This window comes from Amycolatopsis nigrescens CSC17Ta-90, from assembly GCF_000384315.1.
GTDB lineage: Bacteria > Actinomycetota > Actinomycetes > Mycobacteriales > Pseudonocardiaceae > Amycolatopsis > Amycolatopsis nigrescens.
Genome location: NZ_ARVW01000001.1, coordinates 8,784,535 through 8,800,232 on the forward strand (window position 1 = coordinate 8,784,535; position 15,698 = coordinate 8,800,232).

A 15,698-nucleotide genomic window follows, 5' to 3' on the forward strand; every position below is an offset into this window, starting at 1 on the left:
GGCGGCACCGACGATGCCGGAGAACACGACCACATGACAGGAGCACCGGCATGACACCGACGATCACCACGTTCACCCAGCAGCGCGTCACCGTCGCCGACGGCGTGGCGCTCAACGTCGCGGTAGGCGGCGCGGGCAGCCCCGTCGTGCTGCTGCACGGGTTCCCGCAGACCCACCTGATGTGGCGGCACGTCGCCACCGACCTGGCCGCCGACCACACGGTGATCTGCCCGGACCTGCGCGGCTACGGCGACAGCGACAAGCCGGCCGCCACCGACGGGCGGACCTACGCCAAGCGCACCATGGCGGCCGACGTCGTCGCACTCGCCCGCGCGCTCGGCCACGACCGGTTCGCGCTGGCCGGCCACGACCGGGGTGCGCTGGTCGCGGTCCGCGCCGGGCTCGACCACCCCGGGGCGGTCACCCACCTGGCCGCCCTCGACGTGCTGCCGACCCTCGACATGTGGGAGGTCATGCACGGCACCTCCGCCGCCGTCGGCTTCCACCTCTACCTGATGGCGCAGCCGCCCGGACTGCCCGAGCGGATGATCGGCGCCTCGGCGGACGCGTTCTTCGGTCACTTCCTGGACGGCTGGGCCACCGACCCGGACGCGATCCCCGCCGACGTCCGCGCCGCCTACCTGAAGGCGTCCCGCGAGGCGGTCCCCTCGATCGTCGCCGACTACCGGGCCTCGGCCACCGTCGACGTCGAAGACGACCAGGCCGACCGGCTGGCCGGCCACCGGCTGCGGATGCCGGTGACCGTGCTGCAGCAGGACTGGGGCACCGCACTCGGCTTCGACGCCGCCGCCCGGTGGCGGGCGTGGGCACCGAACCTGGTGCACAACACCGTGTCCTGCGGGCATTTCATGGCCGAGGAAGACCCCGGCGAGGTGGTCAAAGCCCTGCGCGGTCTGCTCTCCAGGTAACCCGGCTTGCCGGGAACACGGCCGGGCCCTCGGTCGTTCGCCGGAAGTGGAGAAATGGTTGGGGCTGGCCATTCCGGGCAGCGTGCTGCTGCTGATGGCGTTGCGGGCGTTCGAGTCCCGGCGGCGGAAGCGGCAGAACCGCGTCGGCACCCCGGTGACCACCACCTACGTCAACGAGTTCACGGCCATCTTCTACGGGACGAAACGCCGGGAGCTGGACCATCGGGACTCGATGTCGATGATGCGCGAAGAGGACGCCCAGGGCGCTCCGCCGAACCTGGGCGTCGACCTCGACCGCGGCGTCGTGGTCCTGCGGCCCGAAGGTCCGAGGTCAAGTTCACGGGAGCGGCCCGAGCTGTCAGGATGACCGGTATGGCCAGCTCACCACTGCGCGTCTACGGCGGGGTACAAGGCGATCATCGCCAGGCCGAGCGGCGCGCGAAGTTGATCGAGGCCGGGCTGGACGCACTCGGCGCGGAAAGCGGCGCTCCGCCGCTGAGCGTGCGCGGCGTGTGCAAGCAGAGCGGGCTGGCGACCCGGTACTTCTACGAGAGTTTCGCCGACCGGGACGCCTTCGCCGTCGCCGTCTTCGACCACGTCACCCAGGGGCTCGCGACGACCACGGAACAGGCCGTCGCCGAGGCGACCGACGTACCCGGGAAGATCAGGGCGGGCGTGGGGAACATCATCCGCACCATCGCCGACGACCCGCGGCAGGGCCGCCTGCTGTTCAGCGCCCTGCTGACCAGTCCGGTGCTCGCGCGGCGGCGGCTGGAGTCGGCGACGATGTTCGCCGGCCTGCTCGGCGCGCACGCGCGGGACCACCAGGTGGCCGAGTCCGACGGCCCGCGCCTGGAGCTGAGCAGCCAGTTCATCGTCGGTGGTTTCGCGCAGACGCTCACCGCCTGGCTCGGCGGCTCGGTGCAGCTCAGTCGGGACGAGCTGATCGACGAGTGCACCGCCATCTTCGTCGCCATCGCCGGCAGGCCCCAGTAGCGCTCGGGACCGGTCCCGGCCCGCTTGCCTAGCCTTTCGGCCGAGCGGTCGGCTTGCGGAGATGAGAGGCGGTGGCGGTGACACGCCTTGGTCCTTACCTGCTCGAGACGATGATCGGGGCGGGTGGCATGGGGGAAGTGTGGCGTGCCCGCGACACGGGGCACCACGATCGGCTGGTCGCGCTGAAGCTGCTGCCGCCGGACTGCGCCGGCGATCCCGACTTCCAGGAGCGGTTCCGCCGGGAGGCGCGGCTGGCCGCGGCACTGCGCAGCCCGCACGTCGTACCGATCCACAGTTACGGCGAGATCGAGGGCAGGCTCTATCTCGACATGCAGCTCATCGACGGCACGGACCTGTCCACCGTGCTGGCACGGGAAGGACCGATGGCGGCCGAGCGCGCGGCCGCGATCGTGGCGCAACTGGCCGGGGTGCTGGATCTGGCCCACCGCGAAGGGCTGATCCATCGCGACGTCAAACCGTCCAATGTGCGCCTGCTCGACGACGATTTCGTCTATCTGCTCGACTTCGGCCTCGCCACCAGACCGGACACTTCGGCGGCCACCTCGAAAGCCGGGCAGGTCGCCGGGACGCTGGACTACATGGCACCGGAGCGCTTCGGCCGCGACAAAGTGGATCATCGCGCCGACATCTACTCGCTCGCCGGCCTGCTCTACGCCTGCCTGACCGGCCGTCCCCCGTTCGACACCGACGGGCTGCCTCAGGCACTGCAGGCCCATCTGAACTGGCCACCGCCGCGGCCCAGCGCCGAACGCCCTGACCTCCCGGCCGGGTTCGACGCGGTGGTCGCCACCGGAATGGCCAAGGAACCAGGGCACCGCTACCCCACCGCCGGGCACCTCGCGGCCGCGACGCAGGCGGTGCTGCCCGGCGGCCCCGGGCACGCGGCCGCGATCAGCGCGCCCACTCGCCGCGCCGGTCCGGTCGTGACCCGCCCGCGCCGGCTGTTGCTCGGCGGCGGCGCCGCGGTCCTGACGGCGGCCGCGGTGACCACTCTCGTGCTGCTGACCGGCAAGGAGCCGCCGGCGCAACCGGTCTCCCAGTCGTCCGCTCCCCCGTCGACGCACGCCGCGCCGGTCGTCCTGCCGCCGCTGCCGTCCGGTGCCGTGCGGAACGTCCCGGTCGGGAAGGAGCCCTTCGCGCTCGCGGTGACCCCGGACGGCCGCCGTGTCTACGTCGCGGACGAAGGCGGCGGCACCGTGACGGTGGTGGACGCGGCCTCCGACACCCGGGTGACCACGATCCAGCTGTCGGGCAACCCTTCCGGCATCGCGGTCACGCCGGCGGGCGACTCGGTCTGGGTCGCGGTGCCGCAGGGCCTGCAGGAGATCGACCCGGCGGCGAACGTGATCCGCCGTACCGTGCCGCTCGCGGCAAGGGCCTACTCGGCGGCGATCTCCCCGGACGGCCGGTTCGGCTACACCGCGCTGCAGCGGGACGGGATCGTGGCCGAGGTCGACCTCCGCACCGGCGCGGTCACGCGGCAGCTCCCGGTCGCCGAGCCGGCGTTCGTCGCGCTTTCCCCGGACGGCAGCACCCTCGCGGTCACCGGTTTCGACCAGCCCGTGCTCACCCTCTTCGATCGGGCCACCGGGGCCGAGACGGCCCGCATTCCGTTCAGCGGCGGCGGTTTCGCACCGACGTTCACCCCGGACGGACGCGGCATCTACCTCGCCGAAGCCCACCAGCCGCGCATCCACGTCGTCGACGTGGCGGCGCGTCGGGTCACCGGTTCGGTCACCATGAAGCTCCCCGCGGTCAACGTCGCTTTCGCACCGGACGGGTCCGTCGCCTACGCACACGGCGAGGACAACGAGCTCACCGTGATCGACACCGCCACCGCGTCCGTCCGGCGGACGATCCCGCTGCCCGCCGACAACTCGGCGAGCATCGCGCTGGCCCCGGACGGCTCCCGCGTCTATGTCCTGGACCAGGACCGCGACACCCTACTGGTGAGCGGCCTCTCCCCCGGCTGAGCTAGTTTTCGCCCGCCATCCGGTAGGAACCTTCTTCCAGGCGCCGGATCAGCCGGTGGGTCCACTCGGCACGACTGTCCGCGGTGTGGATCCACAGGCCGAGGACTTCCCCGACCGGGCCCCAGGTTTCGAGGTCGGTGCCGGCGGGCAGCTCGCCGGTGATGCCGGCCCGCCACTCGTCCATCGCCGCGGCGCGCAGCCGGAGCAGGTCGATCGCCTCGGCGCGGGTCAGGTCCTCGATCAGGCCGACCGCTGCGGCGAGGAGATCGAGCCGCGGATCGCGGTGCGAGAGAGCGGCGCGGAGCAGGGTGAAGTAGGCCTGCTCGCCGTCGCCGGTCATCTCGTACTCCAGGCGCGGCGGTCCACCGGCCGTGCTCGGCGTGGTTTCGTGCAGCAGCAGCAAACCCTCACCGGTCATGGCCTTCAGCGCGTGATAGACCGAGCCCGACTTGGCGTTGGCCCACTGGTGGGCGCCCCACGCCTCCAGATCCGCGCGTACCTGATAGCCGTGGGCCCGTGCGCGACGCCGGACGGCGCCGAGCACGAGTAGTCGAACCGCGGACATGTGTTCCTTTCCGGATGGTGCCAAGAACCTAACGCAGCAGCGCGGTGACGAGCGTGTGCCTGAGCCAGCTCTCGTAGTCGTCGTAGGACCAGCCGGCGTCCACGACGAGACTGTCGTGCACACCGGCGCTCATCAGTGCCACCGCGATGTCGGCCGCCCTGGGAGCGAGTGAGCGGCCGGTGCCGCGGATGCGCTCGACGATCATTTCGACCCCGAGCCGGTTGCGCCGCGCCCCTTCCTGCAGCGTGTCCGCGATATCGGGGTCCACCGCGGCGCCCGAGCTCAGGACCGTGACGATGTCGCCGCAGCGCTCCCTGACCTGGCGGCTGACCCTGGCCAGCAGGCCGACTAGCTCCTCGGGATCGGTCAGGCCGTCCACCTCGGCCATCAGGTCGGGAATGCCCGCTTCGTCGTCCAGCAGGTCGACGAGCCCGGCGAGCACGCCCGCCTTGGAGCCGTAGTGCGCGTAGATGGTCTGCGGAGAGACGCCGGCCTGCTGGGCGATGAGGCGGATCGGCGTGCGGGCGTAGCCGCGCTCGGCGAACAGCCCGCGTGCCGCGGTGAGGATCGTGCGCAGGGTCAGCGCCTCGCGCCGATCTCGCAGCCGGACGATGCCGGGCAGGTCCGCTGGCATGTATGCTCCAATTAGAACGTCGTTCCAACAAGTAGACCAAGACTCTAGTTTATCCGGACGGGGCAAACCGATGAACGTTGAAGAGATCATCACCGACATGGCGCGCGCCTGGAACGCTGGCGACGGCGCCGGGTGGGCCGCGCACTTCGCGGAGAACGCCGACTTCGTGGACGTGGTGGGGCGGATACAGCGGGGCAGGGAGGTGATCGCCACCGAGCACCAGAAGATCTTCGACACCATCTACCGCGGCAGCCACCTCGATCTCTGGGTGGTCGACAGCCGCGAGCTCGGCGACGGCATCCTGCTCGTGCACACCAATTCCACCCTGCACGTGCCCACCGGGCCGCGAGCCGGGGACTGGCACGGCGTCCAGACGAAGATCTTCCGCGACGGCGAGATTCTGGCCTTCCAGAACACCGGGCGCACAACACTGGCCGACTTCACCAAACAGGACGAGGAGCTGGCCAGCCTCACACCCCTGGAGTGGCAGGGCAAGTCCTAGCCAGCGCGGCCGGGTCCCGAGCGGGCTCAGCGTTCGGTGACCTGGCCGTCGGCGACCTCCAGCCGCCGGGTCACCTCGACCGCCTCCAGCATCCGGCGGTCGTGGGTGACCAGCAGCAGCGTCCCCGGGTAGCCGGCCAGCGCGGACTCCAGCTGCTCGATCGCGGGCAGGTCGAGATGGTTCGTCGGTTCGTCGAGCACCAGCAGGTTCACCCCGCGTGCCTGCAGCAACGCCAGCGCCGCCCGAGTCCGTTCCCCCGGCGACAGGGTGACCGCCGAGCGCAGCACGTGCACCGCGGTGAGGCCGAACTTCGCCAGCAGGGTCCGGATGTCCGCGACCACCAGCTCCGGTACCTCGGCGGCGAACGCGTCGAGCAGGGTTTCCTCGCCGAAGAACAGCTTCCTGGCCTGGTCCACCTCGCCGACCACCACCCCGGAGCCGAGCGAGCACTCGCCATCGTCCACCGGAATCCGGCCGAGCAGGGCGGCCAGCAGGGTCGACTTACCGGCGCCGTTGGCTCCGACGATCGCCACCCGGTCGGCCCAGTCGAGCTGCAGGTCCACCGGCCCGAGCCGGAAGTCGCCGCGCCGCACCACCGCCGCCCGCGCGGTCGCGACCACCGCGCCGGACCTGGGTGCTGCGGCGATCTCCATCCGCAGCTCCCACTCCTTGCGCGGTTCCTCCACGGTGTCCATCCGCTCGAGCAGGCGCTCGGTCTGCCGCACCTTCGACGCCTGTTTCTCGGTGGCCTCCGCCCGGAACTTCCGGCCCAGCTTGTCGTTGTCGCCCGCCTTGCGACGGGCGTTCCGGACCCCTTTCTCCATCCAGCCGCGCTGGGTCCGCGCCCGCGCCTGAAGCGCGGCCCGGTTGTCCGCGTACTCGTCGTACTCCTCCCGCGCGTGCCGCCGTGCGATCTCGCGCTCCTCCAGGTAGGACGTGTACCCGCCGCCGTAGGAGTTCACCTGCTGCTGCGCGAAATCCAGCTCGACGACCCTGGTCACGGTCCTGGTCAGGAACTCGCGGTCGTGACTGACCAGTACGGTGCCAGCGCGCAGCCCGGCGACGAACTTCTCCAGCCGGTCCAGGCCGTCCAGGTCCAGGTCGTTGGTCGGTTCGTCAAGTAGGAAGATGTCGTACCGGCTCAGCAGCAGCGACGCCATCCCCGCCCGCGCCGCCTGCCCGCCGGACAACGCCGTCATCGGCTGCTCCAGGCCGACGTCCAGGCCGAGCTCAGCGACCACCGCGGCGGACCGGTCGTCGAGATCGGCGCCGCCGAGCGCCAGCCAGCGGTCCAGTGCCGCCGCGTATTCGTCGTCCGAGCCGGGCGCACCGCCGGCCAGCGCCTCGGTCGCGACGTCGAGCGCGCGTTGCGCCGCTTCGACCCCGGTTCGCCGCGCCAGGAAGTCCCGCACGGTCTCCCTCTGGCGGCGTTCCGGCTCCTGCGGCAGGTGTCCCACGGTGGCCGAGGGCGGATTCAGCCGGATCGTGCCGCTCTCCGGGGCGACCAGCCCGGCCAGCGTCCGCAGCAGGGTGGACTTGCCGGCGCCGTTGGCACCGACAAGGCCGATCACGTCTCCCGGCGCGACGACCAGCTCCAGGCCGGAGAACAGGATGCGGTCACCGTGACCGGCGGCGAGGTCCTTGACGACGAGTGTGGCGCTCATAGAAGGCCGATGCTACGGCCCGGCGCCGGCTCAACCGCCGCGAAGGTCAGATCGAGTAGTCCACATTGGCCACCGGGCTGTTCCGGCTCTGCACCCGTACTTCCACGTTCGACGCGGTGTTCTTCGGCCACTTGATGGTGCCGACGCCCAGCGGGCCGCAGCCGATGGACTGCCACTTGTCCGGGTTCTTGGCCTTGCCCATCCGCGCCTGCACGCAGGCCGTCTGGTTCGTGCTCGCCTGCACGTTCCAGGTGATCCGGAGCTTTCCGCTCCACCCGCTCGCGGGGCTGGTGTACGAGCACTCCTTCGAAACCGGGCCCCACTTGCCGAGGAAGCCGGACACCCTGCTCTTGCACAGTGCCGTCACCCCGACTTCCGAAACGGACGCCGCCGACGCCGGTACCGACACGGTGCCGGCCGACAGCGCCGACACGGACGCGGCCACCGCGAGAACCGTGCACAACCGGCCGCGCCTTGCCGACTTCCCACCCATGCGCATTTCTCCTGCCTGGCGACAACAGCGGTCGATGATCAACTCCACCGGCCAGTGTCGCAGCGGGCCTGGTGCCGCGCGCGCCGCGCGCACGGCGTTACGCCGTTCAGGTGGCGGGCGGGTGGAATGTCGGTGCCGGATGCGAACGTGTGTTCGTGTCGATCGATGGCCCCATCCTGCACGCCGACCTGGACTCGTTCTACGCGTCGGTCGAGCAGCGCGACGAGCCCCGGCTGCGGGGCCGGCCGGTGATCGTCGGCGGTGGCGTCGTGCTGGCGGCGAGCTACGAGGCGAAGGCCTTCGGCGTGCGCACCGCGATGGGCGGCGCGCAGGCACGGCGGCTGTGCCCGCACGCGATCGTGGTGCCGCCGCGGATGCGCGCCTACAGCGCGGCCAGCAAGGCCGTGTTCGCGGTGTTCGAGCACACCACCCCGCTGGTCGAGGGGCTGTCCATCGACGAGGCGTTCCTCGACGTCGGCGGGCTCGCACGGATCTCCGGCACCCCGCCGGAGATCGCCGCGCGGCTGCGCCGGGACGTCGCCGAGCAGGTCGGCCTGCCGATCACGGTCGGCGTCGCGCGCACCAAGTTCCTCGCCAAGGTGGCCAGCGGGGTGGCCAAACCGGACGGGCTGCTGGTGGTGCCGCACACCGGCGAACTGGCGTTCCTGCATCCGCTGCCGGTGGAGCGGCTGTGGGGCGTCGGCAAGGTGACCTCGGCCAAGCTGCGCGAGCGCGGCATCACCACGGTCCGGCAGGTGGCGGAGCTGCCGGAGGTCGACCTGGTCTCGATGCTCGGCCGCGGCGCCGGGCAGCACCTGCACGCACTGGCGCACAACCGGGACCCGCGCCCGGTGCAGACCGGCAGGCGGCGCCGGTCGATGGGCGCGCAGCGCGCGCTCGGCCGCGGCCGGCACTCCCCGACCGAGCTCGACGCCATGCTCGTCGCGCTGGTGGACCGCCTCGCCCGCCGGCTGCGCGCGGCCAAGCGGGTCTGCCGGGTGATCGTGCTGCGCCTGCGGTTCGCGGACTTCACCCGCGCCACCCGGTCTCGCACCCTCACCGAAGCCACCGACCACACCGAGACGATCCTCGCCACCGCACGGAAACTGCTCACCGAAGCACAGCCCACCATCTACGCCCGCGGCCTGACCCTGATCGGCGCCTCGCTGTCCGACCTCAGCGGGCACGGCGCCGTCCAGCTCGCGCTGCCGTTCGACGCCCAGGACACCGACGCGCTCGACACCACCCTCGACACGGTTCGCGACCGGTTCGGCTCGGCGGCCATCACCAGGGCCGTGCTGCTCGGCCGGGATCCCGGCGTTTCCGTTCCCCTGCTCCCCGACTGAGCCGCCGAAGCCGCCAGGACCGGGAAGGGTGTCTTCCGTCCGGCCGTCACCGGACGGAAGACACCCGTGGTCAGTGCTGGAGCACCGGGCGGCCGGCGCTCTTGCGGTCCGCCAGGTCGTTGGCCAGCTCGAGGAGCGAGCGGGCGCCGAGCAGCTCGCCCACCCCGATGCGCACGTCGAGCTCCCATTCGATGCGCCGGCGCAGCTTCGCGGCCAGCAGCGAGTCCAGTCCGGCAACAGTCAGCGGCGCGGCCGAGTCGATGTCCTCGGGTGAGGTCGCCAGCACCGCGGCAACCTGCCGGGTCAACTGCCTGACCACCTCGTCCACCGCGTCCACCTCGTCCACTACAGCCGCGCCGCCCGCGGGTCCGGCCTCGGGAGCGGCGAGCGGTTGACGGACCGGGCCCGGCGCGTCCGGGAAACCGGGGGCGCCGGCCGAGACCCAGAACTGCTTGGTGGACCAGGGATAGGCAGGGGGCGGGACGAACCGGCCATCCGGGTAGAGGACTTGCCAGCGCGGGGCGCAGCCGCGGGTGTAGGCCGAGCCGAGTGCCGACAGCAACGCCTCGGACTCGGGCAGGTCGCGCCAGAGCGAGCCGATCGCGGCCGCCGTGGCGCCGCTCGCCTCGACCCCGTCGTCGATCGCCGTGAGCAGCACGGGGTGCGGACTGATCTCGACGAACAGCGTGTCGCGCCGACCGGCCAGCGCGGTTCGCACGGCGGCACCGAAGCGGACCGGCAGCCGCAGGTTGTCCATCCAGTAACGGGCACCGAGCTCGCTACCGGTGATCAGCCGGTCGTACGCGGTCGAGTGCATCGGCACCTCGGCTTCGCGTGGCCGCACCGACGCGAGCGAGGCGATGAGCGGATCCCGCAGCGAATCGACCCGCGGCGAATGCGAGGCGTAGTCCACCTGGACCTGGCGGCAGAACACGTGACGCCCCCGAAGCGAATCGACGATTTCGTCGAGCGCGTCCGGTTCGCCCGAGAGCACGGTGGACTGGTCGCTGTTGAGCACGCCGACGGCCACCTGCCCGGAGTGCCGCCCGATCGCCCGCCGGGCGTCCCGCTCGCCGAGCTGGACGGCCCACATGGCGCCGGGCTCCCGCTGTCCGGCCAGCAGCGCGCTGCGGCGGCACACCACGGCGGCGGCGTCGACCACGCTGAGCGCGCCCGAGGTGACCGCCGCGGCGATCTCCCCCATGCTGTGCCCGATCACGAGCGCGGGTTCCACCCCGGCTTCCCGCCAGAGGGCGGCCAGCGCAACCTGCATCGCCCACAGCGCCGGCTGGATCTGGTCCACAGTAGACAACACGGTGCCGTTCTCCAGCAACGGGATCAGCGACCAGCCGAGCTCCGCTTCGATCGCGTCGGCGCACTCCCCCATTCGTTTCGCGAAAACCGGGTTGGTCGCGAGCAGTTCCCGACCCATCCCGGCCCATTGGGATCCCTGGCCGGGAAACACGAAGACGACGTGCGGGGCGGCGGTCGCGCTGGTGCGCGACACGGACACCGCGTCCGAGTGCTCGCGGGCGACGAAGGAGCGAAGACCGTCCACAAGGGACTGCCGATCGGGACCGGTCACCGCGAGCCGATGCTCGTGGTGAGCGCGACGGGCACCCGCGCTGAAGCAGAGGTCCGCCAGTTCCTCCTGCTGCGTAACGGTTTCGAGGAGACCGCGGTAATCGCTCGCCATCGAGTGCAGTGCCTCCGGGCTGCGAGCGGACAGCGCCAGCAGGTACCCGGCGGGCTCGGGCGCACTCGCGCGGCGGGCCACCGCGGGCGCTTCGCCGAGGACCACGTGCACATTGGTGCCGGTCAACCCGAACGCGCTGACCCCGGCGATTCCAGGCCGCCCTCGTTCGGGCCAGTGCCGCGGCTCGACCGCTAGTTCCACCGGCATGTCCCCGCGGGTGAGCACCGGGTTGGGCTCGCCGACGTGCAGGGTCGCCGGGATCCTCCGGTGCCGGAGCGCGAGCGCGGTCTTCAGCAATCCGACGATACCGGCGGCAACCTCGGTGTGACCGAGGTTCGACTTCGCGGACCCGAGCAGGCAGCGCCGTCCGGCCGGCCTGTTCTCGCCGAGCACCCGGCCGAGCGCGGTGAGTTCGATGTGGTCCCCGGTCGGGGTACCGGGACCGTGCGCCTCCACGTAGTCGACCTCGCCAGGCGAGATGCCCGCGTCGGCGTAGGCGGCACGCAGCATTTCGGACTGGCCCTCGATCCCCGGCGCGATCATGGTGCCGCCGCTGCGTCCGTTGTTGACCGCGGCGGTGCCGAGAATGGTGGCGTGCACGCGATCGCCCGCGGCCAGCGCGTCGGCGAGGGGCTTGAGCAGCAGCACCACGGCACCTTCGCTGCGCACGTAACCGTCCGCGCCGGCATCGCCGAACCGGCAGCGCCCGCGCGGGGACAGCATTTCCGCTTCGGACAGGCTGAAGTAGAGATCCGGCGCGAGCAGCAGGTTCGAGCCGCCGACGATCGCCTTGTCGATCTCGCCGGACCAGATCGCGCGGCACGCCAGGTGCACGGCGAGCAGTGAGGTGGCGCAGGCCGCCTCGACACCGAGGCTCGGCCCGCGCAGGTCGAGCTGGTAGGAGAGCTGCCCGGCGGTGGTTCCGCCAAGCTCCACGCCCATCGCAGCGTGCAGGTCCACCAGGCCAGCCTGCCGCAGCAAATCCCAGTAACCGGAAGAGACACAACCCGTGTACACCCCAGTTCTGGTTCCGGCCAGGCTTTCCGGTGTCGCGCCGGCGTCTTCGAGCGCTTCCCAGGCCAGTGCCATCAGCAGGCGCTGCTGCGGGTCGAGCCGGACCGCCGCGTGCGCGGAGATGCCGAAGAACGCCGCGTCGAACCGGTCGATGTCGTCGACGAACCCGCCGGCCCTGCTGACGATCCCGCCTGCCCGGCCGGGTTCCGGGTCGTACCAACGGTCCACGTCGAACCGTTCGGGCGGCACTTCGGTCACGGCGTCCCGCCCTTCGGCGAGGATCTCCCAGAACTCGTTCACCCCCGCCGCACCGGGAAGGCGGCAGGCCGCGCCGACGATGGCGATCGGGTCGCGGGGCTCACAGGGATCACCGGGAGCACGACCGCCCCGCCGGCGATCTTCCTTGGACTCACTGGCATCCGGTGCACTGTTCACGATCATTCTCTCCCCAAAATCGGCCGGAACATGGCAGCTGATGTGCGCCTGGGACTTTGTGGCTCTGGCGCGGCATCGGTCAACCGGAAACTAACGGAGTCCCCGGAAATCGGGTCTCGTCGGACATCAACAACCGCGAGAGTGACCAACCGACTCCACTGGGATATGGAAAACAATCCCGCACGGCGCTATCTCCGGAGTGTGCATCGGCACGATCCGCAGCGTCCGGTCCGCCCGGCCCGGCAACTGGAAGCGCCGGATTCGGGATCGGTGTTCCTGCACATGGTGGTCGTTCCACCAGCGCGTGAAATCGGGGCTCAGCCCGTCGAGTTCGGCGACGAGGCTGCGCAGCCGTTCATCCTCCGGCCACTTGCCGGCTTCCGCCCGCCAGCGCGCGATGACGTCCCTGGTGTCGTTCTCCCAGTCGGGCAGCCGCTTTTTCGCCACCTCCGTGGTCAGCATCCAGCGCAGGAGATTACGTTCCGCCTTCGGATAACGGGACCAGTCGTCGTACCATTCGGCGGACGCTTTGTTCCAGGCGATCAGGTCGCAATACTGGTTGGTGGCGTAGACCGGATAGCTGCTCTGCGCGGTCACCCCGACCAGCTGGTCGACCAGATCCTGCACGGGCAGGTCGAGGCGCAGCGGTCGCGGGTTCACCACCTGACCGTGCGCGAGCAGGTGCACGTAGCGGCGTTCGTCCTCGGACAGGCCGAGCACCCTGGCCAGACTGTCCAGCACTTCGGGGGAAGGTCGAATGTCCCGGCCCTGTTCCAGGTAGGTGTACCAGGTCGGGCTCAATCCAGCGAGCACCGCGACCTCTTCGCGCCGCAGCCCCCTGGTGCGCCGGCGCGGCCCGGTCGGCAGCCCGACTTCGGCGGGGGTGATCCGCTCGCGACGGCTGCGCAGAAACCGTCCGAGCTCCTCTCTGTTGGTGTTGTCCCCAGCCACGACGACCCGGCCTCGCTAGTTCGGAGAATCGGGGCAGGCCCGCCGCGTTGTGGGGATCACCGGGCGATTCTAAGCGCAGAACAGACGAATTTCCATAGCTCCCAGTGATAGCCACCCCAGACTGCCTCCGGTAAATAGGGGATCTGTTGCTCCGAACAGGCTAACCCTCTCTCGGAAAGGAATTCGAAAGGTAACTAACCAACATCAGGCTGGTACCGGCAATACCACCACAAGTGCGTACTGGGCGGTTCCGGCTTGCCGGGTGATGCTCATACCCGAGCGGATATGCCGAGCGGGGAGGAGGTACCGGGATGCGGCAGGTGCTCGTCGTCGGTGCAGGGTGCCTGGTCCAGTTCGCGGTGCTGCTGAGTGTGCTGCGTACGCTTTTCTGCCCTCGCGGGCTGACTTCGCGGGTGGCTTCGCACGCGGTGAAGGCCGTCGCACTGGTCAGCCTGCCGATCGCGCGCCGCATTCCGTGGCACGGCGGCCAGCGCCTGATGGACCTGTGCGCCCCGCTGGGCCTGTGCGTGATGCTCTTCGGCTGGCTGACCGGCCTGGCACTGGGCGCGGTGCTGATGGCGGCCGCCTTCGACCCCTCGCTGCGGGCCCCGGGGCCGTTCCTGCTGTTCGAGCGGCCCGGCTGGGTTCCGCTCGCACTGACGGTGGTGGCCGCCGCAATGGTGGCGCTGGCGCTGACGACCTTCTGCGTCTACCTGATCGGCTACCTCGAAGCGCTGGAGCGGCGGGAGCGGCTGGTGCTGCGGCTCGGCATGCGCTCGGCACGGATACCGGACGCCGAGGGCATGCTCGCCGACTGCCTCCGCTGCGGCTCGCGGGACGGCCTGGACCAGCGGTTCGCGGAATGGGCGGGCTGGCTGTCCGAACTGCACCGAAGCCACCAGCGGTTTCCCGGACTGCTGTACCACCGGCCGAACGGCGAGCTGCCGTGGACGCGAGCAGCGGTGATCGTGATGGACGCGGCGGCCTTGGTGGAGGCGGTGTCGCCGGCATGGGCACCGCCGCACACCCGGGTCCTGCTCGACTCCGGAATGGCCTGCCTGCAGCAGCTCGCGAGCCTGGCCGGCGTGGTCGTGCCGGCCACCGAGGTCAGCCTCCAGGGCCGGGAGGAATGGGCGTTCGGGGACAGCGTGCGACACGCCACCGCCTCCGGCCTGCCGCCGGAACGCGAACCCGGTGAGGCGTGGGAGGCCTTCCAGTTCAGCCGAATCCGATACGCGCCCTACGCCGCGATGCTCGGCGCGCGCCTGCTGCTCCAGCCCGACGCCGGGCCGGGGCGCTGACCACGGCATCGCGGGTGCCGGCCAGTCCACTTTTCGAACCGATGGGGAATGACCATGGATCGCATCCGCCCGATGGCCGGCGTCCCCGGCCGTACCGACGACCTGTCCCGGTACTGCCAGGAGATCTTCTACTCGCTCAGGCGGGCAGACCAGCGCCGCTGGGCCGAGGTCTACCTGCGCGGCCTGCTCTTCCTGCCCGGCCGCAAGTCGATCCGGCGGATCTCCGATGAGGTCGTCGGCCGCCGTGCCGAGCAGAGCCTGCAGCAGTTCGTCAACCAGAGCCCGTGGCGATGGGAGCCGGTCCGGCGCGAACTGGCGCTCCGCGCCGACGCGGTGCTGCGGCCCCGCGCCTGGGTCGCCGAAGAGGTGGTCTTCCCGAAATACGGGAACAACTCGGTCGGCGTCGCCAACCAGCGGTCCTGGTCGTTGCGGCGCACGCTGAACTGCCAGCTCGGGCTCGTGCTGTTCCTGCGCAACGACGAGTTCGCCTGTGCGGCCGACTGGCGGCTGATGCTGCCGAAGTCGTGGGAGCACGACACCGCGCGCCGGGCGCGGGCCGGGGTGCCCGAGCACGAACCGCACCGGCCCCGCTGGCGGCACCTGCTCGGCGTGATCGACGAGCTGACCGGCTACTGGGGGCTCACCCCGGCGCCGGTGCTGCTGGACGCCCGCGGCGAACGCTGGCTCGACCCGCTGCTGCACGGTTTCGAAGACCGGAAGATCTCTTACGCGGTCAGGGTTTCCGAACGAGGCCCTGGCGGGTGGCGGCCTGTGCCACCCGGACCGTCGACCGGTACGCCATTCACCCTTTCCGGCGTGCTGGCCGGGACCTCGGCCGGAGCGCCAGCGCGCCGCTTCCTCCGCCCCCGGCGGCTGCTCGCCGAATGGTCGCCGGACCGGCGCCGGGTGGTCGCGGCCTGGCTGACCAACTTCGGGCCGGCGCGGCTGCCGGAGCTGATCGGGCTGGTGAAGCTCAAACCCACCGGCGAGCAGCTGACCGAGCTGCACGACGAGTTCGGCCTCCGGCACTTCGAAGGCCGGTCCTTCGCGGGCTGGCACCACCACGTGACGCTGGTCGCCGCCGCGCACACCTATCGGACCCTTCGCCGTGCCGAAGCGCACCGCGCCGAAACCACGCTGCTGCGCAGGAACGCGTAGCAGCCGCACCGCGACTCTGG

General features: G+C 71.1%; 14 protein-coding genes. 8 read left to right on the forward strand and 6 right to left on the reverse strand.

All coding sequences use genetic code 11. The features are described from left to right. Positions 1-50: 50 nt before the first annotated feature. The 4 genes from AMYNI_RS0141625 to AMYNI_RS47660 all read left to right on the forward strand — a co-directional run bounded on the left by AMYNI_RS0141625 (position 51) and on the right by AMYNI_RS47660 (position 3,919). On the forward strand, positions 51-929 hold the full coding sequence (locus AMYNI_RS0141625; RefSeq protein WP_020674077.1) for an alpha/beta fold hydrolase: 879 nt from the start codon (positions 51-53) through the stop codon (positions 927-929). A 46-nt stretch (positions 930-975) separates the two neighbouring features. Further along, positions 976-1,296, forward strand: a complete 321-nt coding sequence (locus AMYNI_RS0141630) for a DUF6191 domain-containing protein (protein WP_020674078.1) — start codon at positions 976-978, stop codon at positions 1,294-1,296. A 5-nt stretch (positions 1,297-1,301) separates the two neighbouring features. Next, positions 1,302-1,925, forward strand: coding sequence for a TetR/AcrR family transcriptional regulator (locus tag AMYNI_RS0141635; RefSeq protein WP_020674079.1), 624 nt, complete (start codon positions 1,302-1,304; stop codon positions 1,923-1,925). A 71-nt stretch (positions 1,926-1,996) separates the two neighbouring features. Next, positions 1,997-3,919: a protein kinase domain-containing protein gene (locus AMYNI_RS47660; RefSeq protein WP_020674080.1), complete on the forward strand. Its 1,923-nt coding sequence runs from the start codon at positions 1,997-1,999 to the stop codon at positions 3,917-3,919. Position 3,920: 1 nt separating this feature from the next. On the opposite strand, the gene AMYNI_RS0141645 is transcribed toward AMYNI_RS47660, so the two are convergent. Both AMYNI_RS0141645 and AMYNI_RS0141650 read right to left on the reverse strand, forming a co-directional pair. Then, positions 3,921-4,484, reverse strand: coding sequence for a PadR family transcriptional regulator (locus AMYNI_RS0141645; RefSeq protein WP_026361584.1), 564 nt, complete (start codon positions 4,482-4,484; stop codon positions 3,921-3,923). Between the two features lie 28 nt (positions 4,485-4,512). Further along, the gene (locus AMYNI_RS0141650) at positions 4,513-5,118 is read right to left on the reverse strand and encodes a TetR/AcrR family transcriptional regulator (RefSeq protein WP_020674082.1); all 606 of its coding nucleotides are present in this window, start codon (positions 5,116-5,118) and stop codon (positions 4,513-4,515) included. Positions 5,119-5,188: 70 nt separating this feature from the next. Between AMYNI_RS0141650 and AMYNI_RS0141655 the strand changes: the two genes are divergently transcribed. Beyond that, positions 5,189-5,620, forward strand: a complete 432-nt coding sequence (locus tag AMYNI_RS0141655) for an SgcJ/EcaC family oxidoreductase (RefSeq protein WP_020674083.1) — start codon at positions 5,189-5,191, stop codon at positions 5,618-5,620. A 26-nt stretch (positions 5,621-5,646) separates the two neighbouring features. Here AMYNI_RS0141655 and AMYNI_RS0141660 read toward each other — a convergent pair whose 3' ends face one another. Both AMYNI_RS0141660 and AMYNI_RS0141665 read right to left on the reverse strand, forming a co-directional pair. Beyond that, entirely contained in the window at positions 5,647-7,284 is a 1,638-nt protein-coding gene (locus AMYNI_RS0141660; protein WP_020674084.1) for an ABC-F family ATP-binding cassette domain-containing protein, read from the reverse strand. Positions 7,285-7,330: 46 nt separating this feature from the next. Further along, positions 7,331-7,777 (reverse strand): hypothetical protein, encoded by a 447-nt coding sequence (locus AMYNI_RS0141665; protein ID WP_020674085.1) that lies wholly within the window; start codon positions 7,775-7,777, stop codon positions 7,331-7,333. Positions 7,778-7,932: 155 nt separating this feature from the next. Here AMYNI_RS0141665 and dinB point away from each other — a divergent pair, with 155 nt between their 5' ends. Then, the gene (gene dinB, locus AMYNI_RS0141670) at positions 7,933-9,123 is read left to right on the forward strand and encodes a DNA polymerase IV (RefSeq protein WP_211225550.1); all 1,191 of its coding nucleotides are present in this window, start codon (positions 7,933-7,935) and stop codon (positions 9,121-9,123) included. Between the two features lie 70 nt (positions 9,124-9,193). Here dinB and AMYNI_RS46790 read toward each other — a convergent pair whose 3' ends face one another. Both AMYNI_RS46790 and AMYNI_RS0141680 read right to left on the reverse strand, forming a co-directional pair. Beyond that, positions 9,194-12,268, reverse strand: a complete 3,075-nt coding sequence (locus AMYNI_RS46790; RefSeq protein WP_169515811.1) for a type I polyketide synthase — start codon at positions 12,266-12,268, stop codon at positions 9,194-9,196. A gap of 126 nt (positions 12,269-12,394) precedes the next feature. Next, complete coding sequence (locus AMYNI_RS0141680; RefSeq protein ID WP_020674088.1) at positions 12,395-13,219, reverse strand: helix-turn-helix transcriptional regulator; 825 nt, start codon at positions 13,217-13,219, stop codon at positions 12,395-12,397. 311 nt (positions 13,220-13,530) lie between these two features. Between AMYNI_RS0141680 and AMYNI_RS0141685 the strand changes: the two genes are divergently transcribed. Together AMYNI_RS0141685 and AMYNI_RS46795 are read left to right on the forward strand one after the other, a co-directional pair. Then, positions 13,531-14,520, forward strand: a complete 990-nt coding sequence (locus AMYNI_RS0141685; protein WP_020674089.1) for a hypothetical protein — start codon at positions 13,531-13,533, stop codon at positions 14,518-14,520. A 54-nt stretch (positions 14,521-14,574) separates the two neighbouring features. After that, a complete protein-coding gene (locus AMYNI_RS46795; protein WP_169515812.1) occupies positions 14,575-15,678 on the forward strand; it encodes an IS701 family transposase in 1,104 nt (367 codons plus the stop codon). The last annotated feature ends 20 nt before the right edge of the window (positions 15,679-15,698 follow it).

Excerpts from the sequence above, each read along its gene's own strand:
- AMYNI_RS0141625 (WP_020674077.1), top strand. The coding sequence starts at position 51 with ATGACACCGACGATCACCACGTTCACCCAGCAGCGCGTCACCGTCGCC.
- AMYNI_RS0141635 (WP_020674079.1), top strand. The coding sequence starts at position 1,302 with ATGGCCAGCTCACCACTGCGCGTCTACGGCGGGGTACAAGGCGATCAT.
- AMYNI_RS0141645 (WP_026361584.1), bottom strand. The coding sequence starts at position 4,484 with ATGTCCGCGGTTCGACTACTCGTGCTCGGCGCCGTCCGGCGTCGCGCA.
- AMYNI_RS0141650 (WP_020674082.1), bottom strand. The coding sequence starts at position 5,118 with ATGCCAGCGGACCTGCCCGGCATCGTCCGGCTGCGAGATCGGCGCGAG.
- AMYNI_RS0141655 (WP_020674083.1), top strand. The coding sequence starts at position 5,189 with ATGAACGTTGAAGAGATCATCACCGACATGGCGCGCGCCTGGAACGCT.
- AMYNI_RS0141660 (WP_020674084.1), bottom strand. The coding sequence starts at position 7,284 with ATGAGCGCCACACTCGTCGTCAAGGACCTCGCCGCCGGTCACGGTGAC.
- AMYNI_RS0141665 (WP_020674085.1), bottom strand. The coding sequence starts at position 7,777 with ATGGGTGGGAAGTCGGCAAGGCGCGGCCGGTTGTGCACGGTTCTCGCG.
- AMYNI_RS0141685 (WP_020674089.1), top strand. The coding sequence starts at position 13,531 with ATGCGGCAGGTGCTCGTCGTCGGTGCAGGGTGCCTGGTCCAGTTCGCG.
- AMYNI_RS46795 (WP_169515812.1), top strand. The coding sequence starts at position 14,575 with ATGGATCGCATCCGCCCGATGGCCGGCGTCCCCGGCCGTACCGACGAC.